This is a genomic window from Sorangium sp. So ce362, assembly GCF_051519845.1.
GTDB lineage: Bacteria > Myxococcota_A > Polyangia > Polyangiales > Polyangiaceae > Sorangium.
This window is the reverse complement of sequence record NZ_CP150332.1, coordinates 1845247-1860934: the sequence shown is the minus strand read 5'-3', so window position 1 is coordinate 1860934 and position 15688 is coordinate 1845247. Positions and strand designations below refer to the sequence as shown.

Below are 15688 nucleotides of genomic sequence, written 5' to 3'. Positions count from 1 at the left end.
GGTAGTGCTCACATTTGCCCGGAGAGAGTTCACATGAAGGCGGGAAGGCGGGAAGATCATTGATCTTTTCTTCCCGCCTTCCCGCCTTCATGTTGAAATCTGAGCATTACCCCCGGGTGCTCGGTACGTGCTCAGTACCTCTCAGGCGGCGGACTTTTTCGGCGCGATCGCGGCGATCGCGTGCCGCTCGGCCTCGGATACGACGCCAAGGCTGCGCATCTCCTTGCCGCAGCAAACGTTGAAGTGCTTGCTCTGCTCCTGCGGGGGACAGTCGCACGCTGCGAGGTACACGATCTGCGCGCCGCAGTCGTCGCAGTGCAGCTTCTCTCCGACGGGGTGTGCCATGGGTTCATCCCTCCCGATGCGAGAGACCCTGCGGCCACGACAGCGCTCGTCAAGTGCCGCGCCGCCGAGCGGGCAGGCCTGGCGCGCATCCGAGCTCGACGAGGTCGGAGACGCGCCGACCTGGCTCGAGGAGGGTGTTCCAGGAGGCGGCCCGGGCTCTCCTGGCCCGATCCCGACGGTCGAGGTTGCCCAGGCGCCCGTGGACGCGCACCTCAGCCGTCCGTCTCCGGCATGGATCTTGTCAATGAATCTTGTTGATGGATTGGCCATGTCCACGCACGTTCACGAGATCATGAACCACGAATCTTGCTGGTTAGACCATCTATTTCAACGCGCGATTCCGTCGAGCGCGGCGATGCTCTTTGCCGGCAGCACGAGCGACGCCGCGGCCACGTTCTCGCGCAGGTGCGCGACCGACGACGTGCCCGGGATGAGCAGGATGTTCGGCGCGCGGTGCAGCAGCCACGCGAGCGCGACCTGCATCGGCGTCGCGCCCATCTCGTTCGCGACCTCCGACAGCGTCGAGGACTGGAGCGGCGTGAAGCCGCCGAGCGGGAAGAACGGCACGTAGGCGATGCCCTGCTTCGCCAGCGCGTCGATGAGCGCGTCGTCTCCGCGATGCGCCAGGTTGTAGTGGTTCTGCACGCACACGATCTCGGTGAGCGCTTGCGCCTGCTCGACCTGACGTGCCGTCACGTTGCTGAGGCCGATATGGCGAACGAGCCCCTCGCGCTTGAGCTCGATGAGGACGGCGAGCTCCTTGTCGAGCGGGCCTTCCGTCGGCGTCATGCTCATCATGCGCAAGTTCACGACGTCGATCGCGTCGAGCCCGAGGTGGCGCAGGTTGTCCTGGAGGTCGGCGCGGATCTCGGCGGGCGACAGCGCCGGGAGCCACGACTTGTCCGCGCCACGCCGCCCACCGAGCTTCGACACGATCACGACGTTCCTGGGATACGGATGCAGCGTGGCGCGAATGAGCTGGTTCGTGACGTGTGGCCCGTAGGCGTCGCTCGTGTCGACGTGGTCGATGCCGATCGCGATCGCCTCGCGCAGCACCGCTGCCGCCGCTGCGGTTCGGCACCGCCAGTTCGCCCCTGGGCCGTCGCGGGGCGTTCCCCGCGTCAGCGCACCGGCGGCTTCAGGTCGTCCGGCAACCTCCCGGCGGGCGGCCGCGGCAGCTCGGGGAAGCGCTCGAGCGGCGACGTCGGTGACGCCGCGTCCGGCCCGGCGTCGGTCTGGCCACCGGCGTCGGGCTGGTCACCGGCGTCGGGCTGGGGGCCGGCGCCGGATGTACCGCTGTCCCCGGCGTCGTTTCCTGGATCGCGCGGGGGCGGGCGCGTGTCGTCGGAGCAGGCGCAGAGCGCGCAGGCGGCGATCAGGAGGAGCCACGGTCGCATGGTCTGCCTCCCCCGCTCAGTACTTGACCCAGATCTCGGTGCCTGGATGGATCATCGTCAGCACCTCGGTATCCGGCTCGGTCATGATCAGGCTCTGGGTGTTCGGGTTGGGGCTGTACGCCGCCTTCCCCGCCCAGACGATGAGCGCGTCCTGGAAGACCGAGAGGTCGTGGACATGCTCGTTCACTGTGTACTTGTTCCACCCGGGCGAGCGCGGCGGCAGGACCGCCAGCGACGGCGCTGGGCTCGTGGCCGGGGTGCCCGCGTCTGCGTCGTGGCTGCCGTGCTCGCCGGCGGTGTCCACCCATTCGGTGATCGTCTCGGTGCCGTCCGCGGTGCGACAGGTCTGGAAGGTGGGGAAGTACAGCATCTGGAACGGCGCGTCCGGGACCTTGAACCGCACGGCCAGCTTGTAATAGTTCGTGTCCGCCGGGAGCACGTCGGCGACGGGCTTGGTCCAGACGACGGCCGTGACATTGCCCTCGGTGTCCTTCTCCAGGGCGGCCTTGCCGAACGTGCTGTCCATCGGGCGCACCGCCGTCACGCCCGCCGGGATCTGGACCCTCACCCGGTAGGTATCCGCGCCGTCGCACCCGTGGCCGACACCGAAGATGGCCTCATGGGTGGCGCCGGCGAACGCTGGGCCCGACACGGAGATGTGCGCCTGTGCGGCGGCCACGGTGAACAACGAGCCTGCAACAATCAGGCAACTCTGCAACGCCCTCTTCATCTCAAGACCTCCACCAGGGAAAGCTCCAGCACTCTAGTGGGGCCGCCATCCGTTGGAAATGCGACCTGTTGTCGCAGTGCTCGACGACCGGGCCACGCTGCCGCAGAACGTGTCCCGGACGAGGAGCGGCATCCATGTGCTCCGGCGCACGCCTCGCCGCCGAGGAGGCCGGGCGCGCCACGGCACGCCGGTTGGACCACCGTTTTCCGCCGGATCGCCGGGGACCGCCTGCTGCTGAGCTGCCCCTCCGGCACCGGAAACGGTCTCCTCGGGGCAGCTGAGCTGCCCAGGCGCAAGATCACGACGTCTGTCGGCTGTCGTCGGAATTCTGCCGGCGCCCTTGACCCACCGAGATCGGTATTTGCTCAAGCCCCCTTCAGCCGGTAGCCCACGCCGGGCTCGGTGATCAGCATCTGCGGCCGCGCGGGATCGCGCTCCAGCTTGTGCCGGAGCTGCGCCATGTAGACGCGCAGGTAGTGCGTCTGCCCCGCGTACGCAGGGCCCCACACCTCGCCGAGGAGCTGGCGATGCGTCAGCACCTTCCCCGCGTGCCGGATCAACGTCGTGAGCAGCTTGTACTCGATCGGCGTCAGGTGGATCTCCTCGCCCGCCCGCAGCACGACCCGCCGCGCGAGATCGACCTCGACGTCCTGCACCTGGAAGCTCGAGCTCTCCGCGTTCGCCCCGCGCGCCGCGCGGGCGGCGTGGCGCAGCGCCACGCGCAGCCGCGCCAGCAGCTCGCCCGCGCTGAAGGGCTTCGTCAGGTAATCGTCGGCGCCGCCGTCCAGCGCGTCGATCTTGTCCTGCTCCTGGCCCCGGGCCGACAGCACGATGATCGGGACAGCGCTCCACTCCCGGAGCCGCCGGGTCACCTCCAGGCCATCCATATCGGGGAGCCCCAGATCGAGGAGCACGAGATCCGGATTGCGCGTCGTCGCCTGGGCGATCCCCTCGCCGCCCGTCTCGGCCTCCACGAGCCGGTAGCCTCGGGCCGCCAGCATCGCGCGGAGGAACCGCCGCATCTGCGGGTCATCCTCGATCAGGAGCACGAGGAGGGACGCGTCCGACATTCGCCCGGCCACGCTATGAATCGCCCGCCATTGCGGGCAGCTCCGAGCCGGCGAGGTCCGGCGGGCGGCCCTCGATGGGCAACACAACGCGGAAGATCGCGCCCCCGTGAGGCCGGTTCTCCGCCGTGATCCGCCCGCCGTGCGCGGCCACGATGCCGCGGCAGATCGTGAGGCCGAGGCCGAGCCCCTGGCGGCCGTGGCCGCGCCCCCGGTAGAACTTCTCGAAGACGGCCTCCTCCTCGCCCGGCGCGATGCCCTGACCGCGATCCATGACCTCCAGCATCGCCGCGTCCCCCTCCGTGAACCCCCGGATCGCGATCGGGCTGCCGGCGGGCGAGTACTTGAGCGCGTTCTCGATCAGGTTGATGAGCACCTGCTCGATCAGCACGCCATCCATCGGGACGAGCCCAGTCGCCCGGTCCAGCTCGATCGAGACCTCCCGTCCCTCGAGGCGCTCCTCGACCCGGTTCAGCGCGGCCCCGACGACCTCCTCGAGCGGCAGCCACTCCTTCTTGACCGCGAGCGCCCCGGATTCCAGCCGCGTCATGTCCAGCAGGTTGCGGACGAGGCGCTCGAGCCGCTGCGCCTCCTCCAGCACCGTCTGCGTCAGATCGCGCCGCGCCGCCGGGCCGAGCGCCGCCCCCTCGTCGCCATCGTCGAGCAGCGCGCCCGCGGCGCCGGTGATCGTGGCGAGCGGCGTGCGCAGATCGTGCGAGACGGAGCTCAGGAGGGCGTTGCGGAGCTCCTCCGCCTGCGCGCGGAGCTGCGCGCCCTGGGCCTCCCGCGCGAGCAGGGCGCGCTCCAGCGCGAGCGCCGTCTGCGTGGCGAAGGCGCCGAGCAGCTCGCGCCGGCTCAGGTCGAGGAACGACGACGGCAGGCGCGGGCGGACGCTGAGGACACCGATCGGCCCGGAGGAGCCCTCCAGCGGCAGGTGCATCGCGCCCGCGCTCGGGAGGGTGTCCGTCCCGGCCCCCGCCGACTTGCCGCGCGCATACGCCCACTCCGCGACCGCCCGCTCCTCCTCGCTGGAGGCCAGATCCTCGGCCGTCCCCGCCCGGACGGCGAGGCGGCCGTCGGGGCCGGGCAGGAGGACGGCCGCGTCGGCCTCGAAGACGTCGCGCACGTGGCGCGCGGCCGCCAGGCTGAGCTTGTCGATCCCGCGCAGCGCGGTCAGCTCCCTGCTCATCGCGTAGAGCGCCGCGGTGCGCTGCTCGCGCTCACCGGCGCTCGCGGCCTGCCGGCGGATGCGCGCGGTGAGGCCGGCGATGAAGAGCGCCACGATCAGCATGATCGCGAACGTGAGGAGATACCGGAGATCGCCGACCGCAAAGGTCAGGTACGGCCGTACGAAGAAGAAATCGAAGGCCGCGATGCCGAGCACCGACGCGACCACCGCGGGACCCCGCCCGAAGCGGCTCGCGACGAAGACGACCCCGAGCAGGTACACCATGATGAGGTTCGCCAGGTCGGAGAACGGGTGCATGAGCCACGAGACCAGCGTGCAGAGCGCCACGACGCACGCGCTCCAGGCGTAGGCCAGCGGCCTGACCGGGCGCCGCTCCGGCGGCCCGGGATCAGGCTGGCGAGCCTCCGCCGTCCCCTGGATGACGTAGACGTCGATACCGCCGCTCTGGCGCACGAGATCGTCGAGCAGCGAGCCGTAGACGAGATCCTTCCAGCGGGGGTGGGTCGGCTTGCCGACGACGATCTTGCTGACGTTGTGGCGCCTGGCGTACCGCAGGACCTCCGCGGCGACCTCCGCGCCGTGGAGCTGGACCGTGCTGGCGCCGAGGCGCTCGGCGAGCGCGAGGTTCCGGTCGACCCGCCCGCGATCCGCCTCGGAGAGCCGCGCCTGCGCCGGCGTCTGCACGTAGACCGCGTGCCACTCCGCCTTCAGGCTGCCGGCCATCCGCCGCGTCGCCCGGATCAGCCGCGCCGACATGGGGCTCGGCCCCACGCAGACGACGATCCGCTCGGCGACGGCCCACGTCTGCTGGATCCCGTGGGCGCGCATGTAGCCGCGCATCTGGCCGTCGACGCACTCGGCGGTGCGACGCAGCGCGAGCTCGCGCAGGGCGATGAGGTTGCCCTTGCGGAAGAAGCTGCTCGCCGCCCGCTCGATCTGCTCCGAGAGGTAGACCTTGCCCTCGCGCAGCCGCTCGAGGAGGTCGTCCGGGGGCAGGTCGATGAGCTCGATCTCGTCGGCGCGCTCGATCATCGAGTCGGGCACCGTCTCCCGGACCACGACGCCGGTCACCTGCGCCACCACGTCGTTCAGGCTCTCGATATGCTGGACGTTGACGGTGGTGTGGACGTCGATCCCGGCGTCGAGGAGGTCCAGGACGTCCTGCCAGCGCTTCGGGTGCCGCAGCCCGGGCGCGTTCGTGTGCGCGAGCTCGTCGACGACGAGGAGCTTCGGACGGCGCTTCAGCGCGGCCTCGAGGTCGAAGTCCCGCAGCGTCCTGCCGCGGTGCTCGACCTCGATCGCCTGCAGGCGTGGCAGCTGTGGGAGCTCATCGAGGAGCGCCTCCGTCTCGGCGCGCCCGTGCGTCTCGACCCACCCGACGACGACGTCGACCCCTTCCTCGCGGAGCGAACGCGCCGCCTTCAGCATCGCGAATGTCTTGCCGACCCCGGGCGCGGCGCCGAAGAAGATCTTGAGCTTGCCCTTCCGCTCGCGCTCCTCCTCCTCGCGGGCGGCGGCGAGCAGCGCCTCGGGATCCGGCCGATCGTCGCGTGCGTCCACGGCCGGCGCCTCCCCTCAGCGGGCGCCGTCGAGGGCGAGGTTCAGGAGGAGCACGTTGACGTGAGGCTCGCCGAGCAGCCCGAGCAGCCGCTCCTCGGTGTGCCGCGCGACGAGCCGGCGCACCTCGTCCTCGGGGAGGCCGCGCGCGCGCGCCACGCGCCGCGCCTGGTGCTCCGCCGCCGCGGGGCTGATGTGCGGATCGAGGCCGCTGCCGGAGGCGGTCACGAGGTCGGCCGGCACCGGCGCGGCGCTCTCCGGATCCGCGGCGCGGAGCGCGTCGATCCTGGCCTTGACCGCCTCGGCCAGGGCGGGGTTCGTGGGCCCGAGCTGGCTCCCGGCGGAGGCCTGCCCGGCGTAGGGCACGGGGCTCGTCGCCGAGGGGCGTCCCCAGAAATAGCGAGGATCGTCGAACGGCTGGCCGAGCAGGGTCGATCCGACCACGCGGCCGTCCTTCCGCACGAGGCTGCCGTTCGCCTGCTCGGGGAAGGCGGCCTGCGCGATCGCGGTCGAGAGCAGCGGGTAGACGAACCCCGTGACGCCGGTGAGGACGAGGAGGAGGACGAGGGCGGGTCGCAGGTGCGCGAGCATAGCGTTCTATCCTTGGGTGATCAGGCGAGGCCGAGCGCGGAGAGGAGGAGATCGATGCATTTGATCCCCACGAACGGCACGAGGAGCCCGCCGAGGCCGTAGACGAGCAGGTTCCTGCGGAGCATTCGCTCCGCCCCGACGGACCGGTAGCGGATGCCCCGGAGCGCGAGCGGGATCAGCGCGACGATGACGAGCGCGTTGAAGATGACCGCGGAGAGCACCGCGCTCCGCGGGGTGGCGAGCCCCATGACGTTGAGCCGTCCGAGCGAGGGGTACGTCGAGACGAACGCCGCCGGGATGATGGCGAAGTACTTGGCCACGTCGTTCGCCAGGCTGAAGGTCGTCAGCGCGCCCCGCGTCATCAGGAGCTGCTTGCCGATCTCGACGATCTCGATGAGCTTGGTCGGGTTCGAGTCGAGGTCCACCATGTTCCCGGCCTCCTTCGCGGCCTGGGTGCCCGTGTTCATGGCGACCGCGACGTCCGCCTGCGCCAGCGCGGGGGCGTCGTTCGTCCCGTCGCCGGTCATGGCGACGAGCCGCCCGCCCGCCTGGTACTCGCGGATCAGCGAGAGCTTGGCCTCGGGCGTGGCCTGCGCGAGGAAGTCGTCGACGCCGGCCTCGGCGGCGATGGCCGCGGCGGTGAGCGGGTTGTCGCCGGTGATCATCACCGTCTTGATGCCCATGCGCCGGAGGTCGCCGAAGCGCTCCTGGATGCCGCCCTTCACGACGTCCTTGAGGTGGATGACGCCGAGCACCGCGCCGCCCTCGGCGACCACGAGCGGCGTGCCGCCCTTCCGGGAGATGGCCTCCGTCACCGCGCGCACCGCGGCCGGGACCGCGCCACCCTTCTCCTCGACGTAGGCCTCGATCGCCGCGAAGGCGCCCTTCCGGATCTCGCGCGCGCCGTAGTCGACGCCGCTCATCCGGGTCTGCGCGGTGAAGGGGACGAAGCGAGCCCCGAGGGCCGCGAGATCGCGCTCTCGCAGGCCGTGCTTCTCCTTCGCGAGCACGACGACGCTGCGCCCCTCGGGGGTCTCGTCGGCGAGCGACGCGAGCTGCGCGGCGTCGGCGAGCGCCCTCGCCTCGACCCCGTCCGCCGGGATGAGCTCCGTGGCCTGCCGGTTGCCCAGCGTGATCGTGCCGGTCTTGTCGAGCAGCAGCACGTCCACGTCGCCGGCGGCCTCGACGGCGCGGCCCGACGTGGCGATGACGTTCGCCTGGATCATCCGGTCCATGCCGGCGATGCCGATCGCCGAGAGCAGCCCGCCGATCGTGGTCGGGATCAGGCACACGAGCAGCGCCGTGAGCACGGTGATGCTGATCGGGGTCCCCTGCCCCGTCTGCCGGACGCCGAAGATCGAGTAGGGCAGCAGCGTCACGGTCGCGAGGAGGAACACGATCGTGAGCGCGGCGAGCAGGATGTCGAGCGCGATCTCGTTCGGCGTCTTCTTCCGCTTCGCCCCCTCCACCATCGCGATCATGCGGTCGAGGAACGCCTCGCCGGGGTTCCGGGAGACGCGGAGGATGAGCCAGTCGGACAGGACGCGCGTCCCGCCGGTGACGGCGCTCCTGTCGCCGCCGCTCTCCCGCACGACCGGGGCGCTCTCGCCGGTGACGGCGCTCTCGTCGACCGACGCGACGCCGGCGACGATGTCGCCGTCGCCGGGGATGATCGCGCCTGCCTCGACGAGCACGAGGTCTCCCCGCCGGAGGCTCGACGCCGGCACGGTCGTCCGCGCTGCGTCGCGCTCCGGGGCGGAGAGCTTCACGGCCTCGACGTCGCGCCGCGCCTTGCGGAGCGTGTCCGCCTGCGCCTTGCCGCGCCCCTCGGCCACGGCCTCCGCGAAGTTCGCGAAGAGCACGGTGAACCAGAGCCAGAGGGAGACGGCGAGGATGAACCCGGCCGGTTCTTCGCCCTCGCCGCCCTGGCCGACGAGCGCGTGCACGAACATGGCCATGGTGAGGGCGCTCCCGGCGAGGACCACGAACATCACCGGGTTGCGCGCCTGATGGCGCGGGTCGAGCTTGCGGAACGCGGCGGCGATCGCCGGCCTGAGGATCGCGGGGTCGAGGAGCGGCCTCGCCGCGGTCTTCTTCCCGTCCACGTCGCGGGACGGGTGGCGCGGCCTCGGCGGCGGCGACAGCGCGGGGGGCGGAGGAGGAGCGGGCGCGCCGCGCTTGGCGATCACCTCGGCGGAGGAGTGAAGATTCATGGTCATCGCGTCATCTCCAGGTGCTCGACGATCGGACCCAGCGCGAGCGCGGGGACGAAGGTGAGCGCTCCGACGAGCAGCACGGTGCCTGTCAGGAGCGCGACGAACAGCGGCGTGTGCGTGCGCAGCGTGCCCGGGCCGGCCGGGACGAGCTTCTTCCTCGCGAGCGAGCCCGCGAGCGCGAGCACGGGGACGATCACCGCGTAGCGGCCGACGAGCATCGCGACGCCGATGGCGGTGTTGTAGAAAGGGCTGTTCGCGCCGAGGCCGCCGAAGGCGCTGCCGTTGTTGTTCGCGCCGGACGAGAACGCGTAGAGCACCTCGCTGAACCCGTGCGGCCCTGGGTTGAAGACGCCCTTCTGCCCTCCCTCGGTCATCACGGCGACGGCGGTGCCGACGAGGACCGTGATCGCCGGGAAGAGCACGACCAGGGACGCCATCTTCATCTCGAACGCCTCGACCTTCTTGCCGAGGTACTCCGGCGTGCGCCCCACCATCAGGCCGGCCACGAAGACGGCGATGACGACGAACATCAGCATGCCGTAGAGGCCGGAGCCCACCCCGCCGAAGACGACCTCGCCGAGCTGCATGAGCCAGAGGGGCACGAGCCCGCCGAGGGGCGTGAAGGAGTCGTGCATCGCGTTCACCGAGCCGTTCGAGGCCGCCGTGGTGGCGGTCGCCCAGAGGGCGGAGCTCGTGATACCGAAGCGCGTCTCCTTCCCTTCCATGTTGCCGCCGGCCTGGAGCGCGCTCGCCGCCTGATCGACGCCCAGCCCGGAGAGCGCGGGGTTGCCCGCCTGCTCCGAGGCGATGCAGGGGACGAGGAGGATCACGAAGAGGAGCGTCATCGCGGCGAGCACGGCCCACCCCTGGCGCCTGTCGCCGATCATCCTGCCGAACGTGTGGCAGAGCGCGGCGGGGATGAGGAGCAGCGCGAGCATCTCGAGAAAATTCGAGAGCGCCGTCGGGTTCTCGAACGGGTGCGCCGAGTTCACGTTGAAGAACCCGCCGCCGTTGGTCCCGAGCTGCTTGATCGCGATCTGCGAGGCCGCGGGCCCCATCGGGATCACCTGATGAACGACCGCGTTGCCGCTCTGGTCCTTGACGGCCTGGAGCAGCGACGCGCTCTGGTATCCGCCGAACCCCTGCACCACCCCCTGGGACACGAGGAGGACGGCGAGCACGAGCGAGAGCGGCAGGAGGATGTAGAGGGTGCTCCGGACGAGATCGACCCAGAAGCTCCCGACGGTGTCCGCCGTCTTCCGCGTGATCCCGCGGATCAGCGCGACGAGCACGGCCATGCCGGTGGCGGCGGACACGAAGTTCTGCACCCCGAGCCCGGCCATCTGCGTCAGGTAGCTGAGCGTCGACTCTCCGCCGTACGCCTGCCAGTTCGTGTTGGAGGCGAAGCTCACGGCGGTGTTGAACGCGAGATCGGGCGGGACGGCGGCCATGCCCTCGGGGTTCAGGGGCAGGACGCCTTGCAGCCGCTGGAGCGCATAGACGACGAGGAGCCCGGCCAGGTTGAACGCGAGCACCGCGAAGGCGTAGTCCTTCCACCGCATCTCCTGATCCGGGCGCACGCCCGCGGCGCGGTAGACGAGCCGCTCGACCGGCACGAGGACGCGGGCCATGAGGCCGCGCTCGCCCTGGTAGACCCGCGCCATGTAGGCGCCGAGCGGGACGGAGAGGCCGAGGAGGACGGCCAGGTAGAGCGCTGGTTGAAGCGCGCTGCTGGCGGTCATGACAGGCTCTCCGGCTTGAGGAGGGCGAAGATCAGATAAAAGAGGAGCCCCAGGGCGAGCACGCCCGAGATCCAGGTGAACGCGTTCATGGCGCTCAGACCCTTTCACAGAGCTTGATGAGCCCTGCAAATAGCGAGAAACAGAGGACCGTCAGCCCCAGGTAGATCATGTCCATGGCGACCTCATCGGGCGCAATCGGCCGCGATCGCGCGCTCTTTCGCCCGCGCCGACCGAGCGGGACTGAACGTAGCCCGCCGCGGGTCAAGGGGTCATCAAACCCGGGAGGCGCGACGTCAAGAAAGTATCAAGAAGACGGCGAGACCGCGCGTCTCGCGCCTTTGCCGCGCTCGCCCGAGCAACGGAGAGCGCGGGGGCGACGAGGCAGCGCGCCAGCCTCCCGCCGGCCCCGCCTTGCGCCCGGGCGCGCTCACCGGCGCCGCCGACGCCGGGCTCCCGGCGGGCTCAGCGACCTCAGCCAGCCTCCGAGCAGGCAAGGGACGAGGATCACGACGAGCGCGGCCAGCGTGGTCGCGCCCCCGAACGCCTCGCCGCGCGAGATCACCGAGAGGGTCGTGAGCAGGCAGGCGAGCCACGCGAGCGCGAAGACGGCGACGAGGTCCCCGTCGGTCCGGGGGCTCTCCTCGGAGGTCGAGGGGTCGTGTCCTGTACGCACCCTGTAGGCGGCGGCGGGGGTGCTCGGCGGCTTCATGACGGCGCTCCGTGGCTGGCTGTCCAACGACTGCTGCGACAAGGTAGCTCTCGCCTCGTCAAGGTCGCCTCAAGGTGCGCCCTCCCGGCGTAAAGACCGCATCGATCACGCCTCCCGGCCGCGCGGCCAGGCCGCCCAGCCGGCGTCGGCGCGCGGCCCTCGCGGGCGCCGCGCCCGCCCTGCCGTGGCCGCCGAGCCGCGAGCGCCCTCTGCATTGACGATCTCTTGACGGCGCCCGACCGCCTCTTGACGGCTTCTTGACGCCGGCGGCCCTAGCTTTGCGCTCGTCGTGCTGAACAGGCCACCACTCTTCGTCGTCCCCACGTACCGGCTGCGCGACGTGGGCGGATCGCGGCGCCGAGCGATCCCGCCGGGGACTCCAGCATGGGCCCTCCTTGCTCTCGCAGCTCAGCATCAGGCGTGCAGCCCGACGACGCGGCGTGCCCCACAGCGACCGCACACGGGCGCTTCAGCACCACCATGAGCCCTCTCATACGCCCTCTCCTGTCTCCGGCGCAGGGGCCGCGGTCAGCCGCCGTCGTAGGGTCCCGGGATCACCGGCCCTGGCGCGAGCAGCCGGCTCCCCTCCATCAGCCACACCGTCATCTCGCTCGTCCCGGCCCGCTGCCAGACCACGTCCGCCATGGCGTCGAGGTTGACGTCGCCGGCGGTGCGCGCCTCCCAGCCATCGCCGAGCGGCCCCGGGATGAACGGCCCCGGCGCGAGCAGCTGGCTCCCTTCCATCAGCCACACCGCCAGCAGGTTCTGCTCCGTGTTGTTCCAGAGCACGTCCGCCATGCCGTCGCCGTTGAAGTCGGCGCTCCAGACGATGTCCCAGCCGTCGCCGAGTGGCCCCGGGATCAGCGGACCCGGCGCGAGCAGGCCGGTGCCCTCCATCAGCCACACCGCCATCAGGTTCTGCTCGGGATTGTACCAGACCGCATCCGACATGCCGTCGGCGTTGAAGTCCCCCACGGCGCCGACGTCCCAGCCATCGCCTGGCGGCCCCGGAATGAGCGGCCCCGGCGCGAGCGGGCGGGTGCCGTCCGTCAGCCACACCGTCATCACGCTCCGCTCCCCATGGCTCCAGAGCACGTCCGAAAGGTTGTCTGCGTTGAAATCGATCCCCCTGGCGAACCACCCGCGGCCGCCCGGCCCCGGGAGGATGGGCCCCGGCACGAGCAGCTGGCTTCCGTCCATCGGCCAGATCGCCATCACCCCCAGCTCGTCATGGCGCCAGAGCAGGTCGGCCATGCCGTCGGCGTTGAAATCGCTCGCCTTGGCGAACCAGCGGTCACCGACCGGCCCCGGGATGAACGACCCCGGCGCAAGCAGCCGATTTCCCTCCATCAACCACACGGCGATGAGGTTCTGCTCGGGGTCGTTCCAGAGCACGTCCGCCATGCCGTCGGCGTTGAAGTCGATCGCCTGGACGACCTCCCACCCGTACTCGTTGACCCGCTGCCCCGCGGCGCCGATGGATCGCCCCGGGAGCCCGGCAGGCAGCGCGTCGCCCTGCGGATCGACGCCTTCCACGCAGGCGATGGGGGTGAGGAGCGCACAGGCCGCGCTCGCGGCCCTCACGACAGCAGCAGGCTTTCTCATGCTCGCCTCGTTCGCGCCTCGCGCGCGGTGATGGATGGGGGCTCCGGCGGCGACGATCCGGCCCGTGAGCGCGCCGATCACGCGCGCGGGGGTAGCGGCAAAGGCCGGTCCATCGAATTCCCGTCATGCGGCGGATCTCGGCGCAGCGCCCACATGCGAGCCAAACCGGGCATTCCCCGCTTCTTGCATGGCGGGTCGTCGCATAGGCCTTCTGTGCTCATCGAGCGGTTCGCTCACCAGAAATCCGGACGCATGCCGCGCTTCATGCGCTGGCACATGAGCCCTGATCTCCGGTCTCTGGGAGGAGCGGCCTCGGGGGGGCGCAGGAGCGCCGCGGGAGACGCTCGTTCCACGGAGCTCTCCACGCCTCGGCAGCTCCGATCATTGTGGTTCTGACCGCACCTCGAGGTTCAACGATGTTTGCACCCGACGTAAAGATCACACTCGGCATGGCGATGACGCTCGTTCCATCCCTCGGCTGCCTGGGCCCGCGGGAGGCGCCCGTGCCTGCGGAGAGCGGCGGCGAGTACGCCGAGATCGGCGAGGCGCGCCAGACTCTCTGTCACGGTCAGATGATCACGAATGTGATCGCCCTCCCGGAGACGTATCACTGGGAGGATGCCGCCCACCTGCTCAGCGTCGCGGAGGGGTTCGGCCCGCGGACGCTCGATGTCAGCGTGGCGGCGAGCGTCCAGCCCGCCGTGACCATTGACAGGGCCGTCACGGGCACCGTGACGCCCGCGGGCACCCAGCCCGCAACGGGCACGCTGGGCATTCCGGGAATGCCTCCCTTCAACGGGTTCCCGGGCGTACCTGGCTTCCCCTTCACTCCTGGCGCCCCCTTCACGCCTGGCACACCCTTCACCCCTGGCACCCCCTTCACGCCGGGTGCGCCGGGTGCGCCGGGTGCGCCGGGCACCCGCGCCCCCGCAGACTGCCAGCCCCCGTGGAGCATACCGGGCGACTGCATGCCCTCGAACGGCCAACCCCCGTGGAGCATGCCGGGCAACGGCGCGCCCTCGAACGGCCAACCCCCGTGGAGCATGTCGGGCAACGGCGCGCCCTCGAACGGCCAACCCCCGTGGAGCATGTCGGGCAACGGCGCGCCCTCGAACGGCCAACCCCCGTGGAGCATGTCGGGCAACGGCGCGCCCTCGAACGGCCAACCCCCGTGGAGCATGTCGGGCAACGGCGCGCCCTCGAGTAGCGCTGGGCTGGGCATCCCAGGCAGCTGCACGCTATCGCTCTCGGACATCTCCGATGCCGTTGGATTCAGCGTGAGCGAGACCATCACGCTTCAGGCCAGCTCGGCTTACTTCGTCCCCACGGCGGCGTATGCGCGCATCTCGGCCTATCCCGTCTTCCAGAAGATCACCTGGCAGATCGTCAACACCGGCGGCTGGAACTGGGGAGGCGGCCCGGCAGGGGGCATCGTCGTCGGCTCCGGCGTCGTGCTCAAGCCAATTGGTGTCTATTTTGCGACGAACCGCGTCTATGACTTTGCCGCGATGGGCGGAGGAGTGATCAACCCGGGCCCGATCCTGGGTCCTCCCACGGACGGCGCGGGCGGCGCCGGCGGGGGCGACACCGGCGGGGAAGCGGGCGCCGGCGGCACGGGAGGCACCGGCGGGGAAGCGGGCGCCGGCGGCACGGGAGGCACCGGCGGGGAAGCGGGCGCCGGCGGCGCAGGCGGCGATCCTGGCAGCGGCGGCGCAGGCGGCGATCCTGGCAGCGGCGGCGCAGGCGGCGATCCTGGCAGCGGCGGCGCAGGCGGCGATCCTGGCGCGGGCGGCGGGGGAGCAACCGGCGGAGCAGGCGGTTCGGGGGGCGGCCCGTGAGCCCGCGAGGCGCCCTGATCAAGGGGTGACCAGCTCGACCGGAGGAACGGACTCGCACGCCGTGTGGCTCAGGACGCCGACGTCCGAGCCACGAACGGCGATGCCCACGCAGCGGGCATAGGCGTAACGGCCGGGTCCCACGCTTCGCCCGATCGTGACCTTGTATCGCAAGACGTGGCCGCGCCCGTAGATCGGCATGACCTCCTCGATCCGTATCACATCCATGTGGTATCGCCAGCTCACGAACTCGACGATACGCTGCAGACGATCGACCCCGAAGAGCGGCGCATCGCCGAACAGGATCCCCTCGGGATCCAGCAGGTAGTCGTGCTGCCCGTTGTTGTCCCAGTACTCGCGCCCGGCGACGATGTACTGAATCGCGAACCGCGCCGGCTCCGCGTAGTCGGCAGGATAGACGATCCCGGAGAACACCCACCGCTCCGGGGAGCCCCACGGCGGCGCGGAATCGTACCTGGCCGGAGCAACGCGCCACGCGCCGCCGGCGTCCCGGTAATGGATGAGCACCTGCTTCTCGGGGGCGATGTTGTCGACGAGCACCACGCCGGAGACCTCCGACACCGGCGGGTCGCCGCCGCGCCTGCGCGTCGCATGTTCCAGGCGAACCACGTCACTCGTGCCGCTCATTGCGCTACCTCTCCCTCCGCGCAGCACTCGCCGGGCCGGCTGGACGTGGGCACCGCT

General features: G+C 70.9%; 13 protein-coding genes and 1 pseudogene. 1 reads left to right on the top strand and 13 read right to left on the bottom strand.

Features of this window, described 5'->3' with window-relative positions:
• Positions 1-141 precede the first annotated feature (141 nt).
• From WMF17_RS07360 to WMF17_RS07305, 12 genes and pseudogenes are all read right to left on the bottom strand, one after another.
• Positions 142-345 carry a hypothetical protein gene (locus WMF17_RS07360; protein WP_437601247.1) on the bottom strand — a complete coding sequence of 68 codons (204 nt, stop codon included), beginning with the start codon at positions 343-345 and terminating at the stop codon, positions 142-144.
• A gap of 327 nt (positions 346-672) precedes the next feature.
• Positions 673-1494: pseudogene (locus tag WMF17_RS07355) on the bottom strand (oxidoreductase); the annotation flags it as partial.
• Positions 1467-1742, bottom strand: a complete 276-nt coding sequence (locus tag WMF17_RS07350; protein ID WP_437648769.1) for a hypothetical protein — start codon at positions 1740-1742, stop codon at positions 1467-1469. The gene WMF17_RS07350 and the pseudogene WMF17_RS07355, both read right to left, overlap by 28 nt.
• A 16-nt stretch (positions 1743-1758) precedes the next feature.
• Positions 1759-2472 carry a YcnI family copper-binding membrane protein gene (locus WMF17_RS07345; RefSeq protein WP_437648768.1) on the bottom strand — a complete coding sequence of 238 codons (714 nt, stop codon included), beginning with the start codon at positions 2470-2472 and terminating at the stop codon, positions 1759-1761.
• A 365-nt stretch (positions 2473-2837) separates the two neighbouring features.
• Positions 2838-3542: a response regulator gene (locus WMF17_RS07340; RefSeq protein WP_437648767.1), complete on the bottom strand. Its 705-nt coding sequence runs from the start codon at positions 3540-3542 to the stop codon at positions 2838-2840.
• Positions 3543-3555: 13 nt separating this feature from the next.
• Entirely contained in the window at positions 3556-6288 is a 2733-nt protein-coding gene (locus WMF17_RS07335; protein ID WP_437648766.1) for a DUF4118 domain-containing protein, read from the bottom strand.
• Between the two features lie 15 nt (positions 6289-6303).
• Complete coding sequence (gene kdpC, locus WMF17_RS07330) at positions 6304-6876, bottom strand: potassium-transporting ATPase subunit KdpC (RefSeq protein WP_437648765.1); 573 nt, start codon at positions 6874-6876, stop codon at positions 6304-6306.
• Between the two features lie 20 nt (positions 6877-6896).
• Positions 6897-9095, bottom strand: coding sequence for a potassium-transporting ATPase subunit KdpB (gene kdpB / locus WMF17_RS07325; protein WP_437648764.1), 2199 nt, complete (start codon positions 9093-9095; stop codon positions 6897-6899).
• Complete coding sequence (kdpA, locus tag WMF17_RS07320; RefSeq protein ID WP_437648763.1) at positions 9092-10834, bottom strand: potassium-transporting ATPase subunit KdpA; 1743 nt, start codon at positions 10832-10834, stop codon at positions 9092-9094. Before kdpA ends, kdpB begins: the two co-directional genes overlap by 4 nt.
• Positions 10831-10923, bottom strand: coding sequence for a K(+)-transporting ATPase subunit F (kdpF, locus tag WMF17_RS07315; protein WP_437648762.1), 93 nt, complete (start codon positions 10921-10923; stop codon positions 10831-10833). Before kdpF ends, kdpA begins: the two co-directional genes overlap by 4 nt.
• Before the next feature lie 338 nt (positions 10924-11261).
• Positions 11262-11543, bottom strand: coding sequence for a hypothetical protein (locus WMF17_RS07310; RefSeq protein ID WP_437648761.1), 282 nt, complete (start codon positions 11541-11543; stop codon positions 11262-11264).
• A gap of 528 nt (positions 11544-12071) precedes the next feature.
• Positions 12072-13148 (bottom strand): FG-GAP repeat domain-containing protein, encoded by a 1077-nt coding sequence (locus WMF17_RS07305; protein ID WP_437648760.1) that lies wholly within the window; start codon positions 13146-13148, stop codon positions 12072-12074.
• A gap of 416 nt (positions 13149-13564) precedes the next feature.
• On the opposite strand from WMF17_RS07305, the gene WMF17_RS07300 reads away from it, so the two are divergent.
• Positions 13565-14986 (top strand): hypothetical protein, encoded by a 1422-nt coding sequence (locus WMF17_RS07300; RefSeq protein WP_437648759.1) that lies wholly within the window; start codon positions 13565-13567, stop codon positions 14984-14986.
• Positions 14987-15004: 18 nt separating this feature from the next.
• On the opposite strand, the gene WMF17_RS07295 is transcribed toward WMF17_RS07300, so the two are convergent.
• Positions 15005-15631 carry a hypothetical protein gene (locus WMF17_RS07295; protein WP_437648758.1) on the bottom strand — a complete coding sequence of 209 codons (627 nt, stop codon included), beginning with the start codon at positions 15629-15631 and terminating at the stop codon, positions 15005-15007.
• Between the last annotated feature and the right edge of the window lie 57 nt (positions 15632-15688).

Bases quoted from the DNA above. Each gene is read 5' to 3' on its own strand.
- WMF17_RS07360 (WP_437601247.1), bottom strand. From the start codon at position 345: ATGGCACACCCCGTCGGAGAGAAGCTGCACTGCGACGACTGCGGCGCG.
- WMF17_RS07350 (WP_437648769.1), bottom strand. From the start codon at position 1,742: ATGCGACCGTGGCTCCTCCTGATCGCCGCCTGCGCGCTCTGCGCCTGC.
- WMF17_RS07345 (WP_437648768.1), bottom strand. From the start codon at position 2,472: ATGAAGAGGGCGTTGCAGAGTTGCCTGATTGTTGCAGGCTCGTTGTTC.
- WMF17_RS07340 (WP_437648767.1), bottom strand. From the start codon at position 3,542: ATGTCGGACGCGTCCCTCCTCGTGCTCCTGATCGAGGATGACCCGCAG.
- kdpC (WP_437648765.1), bottom strand. From the start codon at position 6,876: ATGCTCGCGCACCTGCGACCCGCCCTCGTCCTCCTCCTCGTCCTCACC.
- kdpB (WP_437648764.1), bottom strand. From the start codon at position 9,095: ATGACCATGAATCTTCACTCCTCCGCCGAGGTGATCGCCAAGCGCGGC.
- kdpA (WP_437648763.1), bottom strand. From the start codon at position 10,834: ATGACCGCCAGCAGCGCGCTTCAACCAGCGCTCTACCTGGCCGTCCTC.
- kdpF (WP_437648762.1), bottom strand. From the start codon at position 10,923: ATGAACGCGTTCACCTGGATCTCGGGCGTGCTCGCCCTGGGGCTCCTC.
- WMF17_RS07310 (WP_437648761.1), bottom strand. From the start codon at position 11,543: ATGAAGCCGCCGAGCACCCCCGCCGCCGCCTACAGGGTGCGTACAGGA.
- WMF17_RS07305 (WP_437648760.1), bottom strand. From the start codon at position 13,148: ATGAGAAAGCCTGCTGCTGTCGTGAGGGCCGCGAGCGCGGCCTGTGCG.
- WMF17_RS07300 (WP_437648759.1), top strand. From the start codon at position 13,565: ATGTTTGCACCCGACGTAAAGATCACACTCGGCATGGCGATGACGCTC.
- WMF17_RS07295 (WP_437648758.1), bottom strand. From the start codon at position 15,631: ATGAGCGGCACGAGTGACGTGGTTCGCCTGGAACATGCGACGCGCAGG.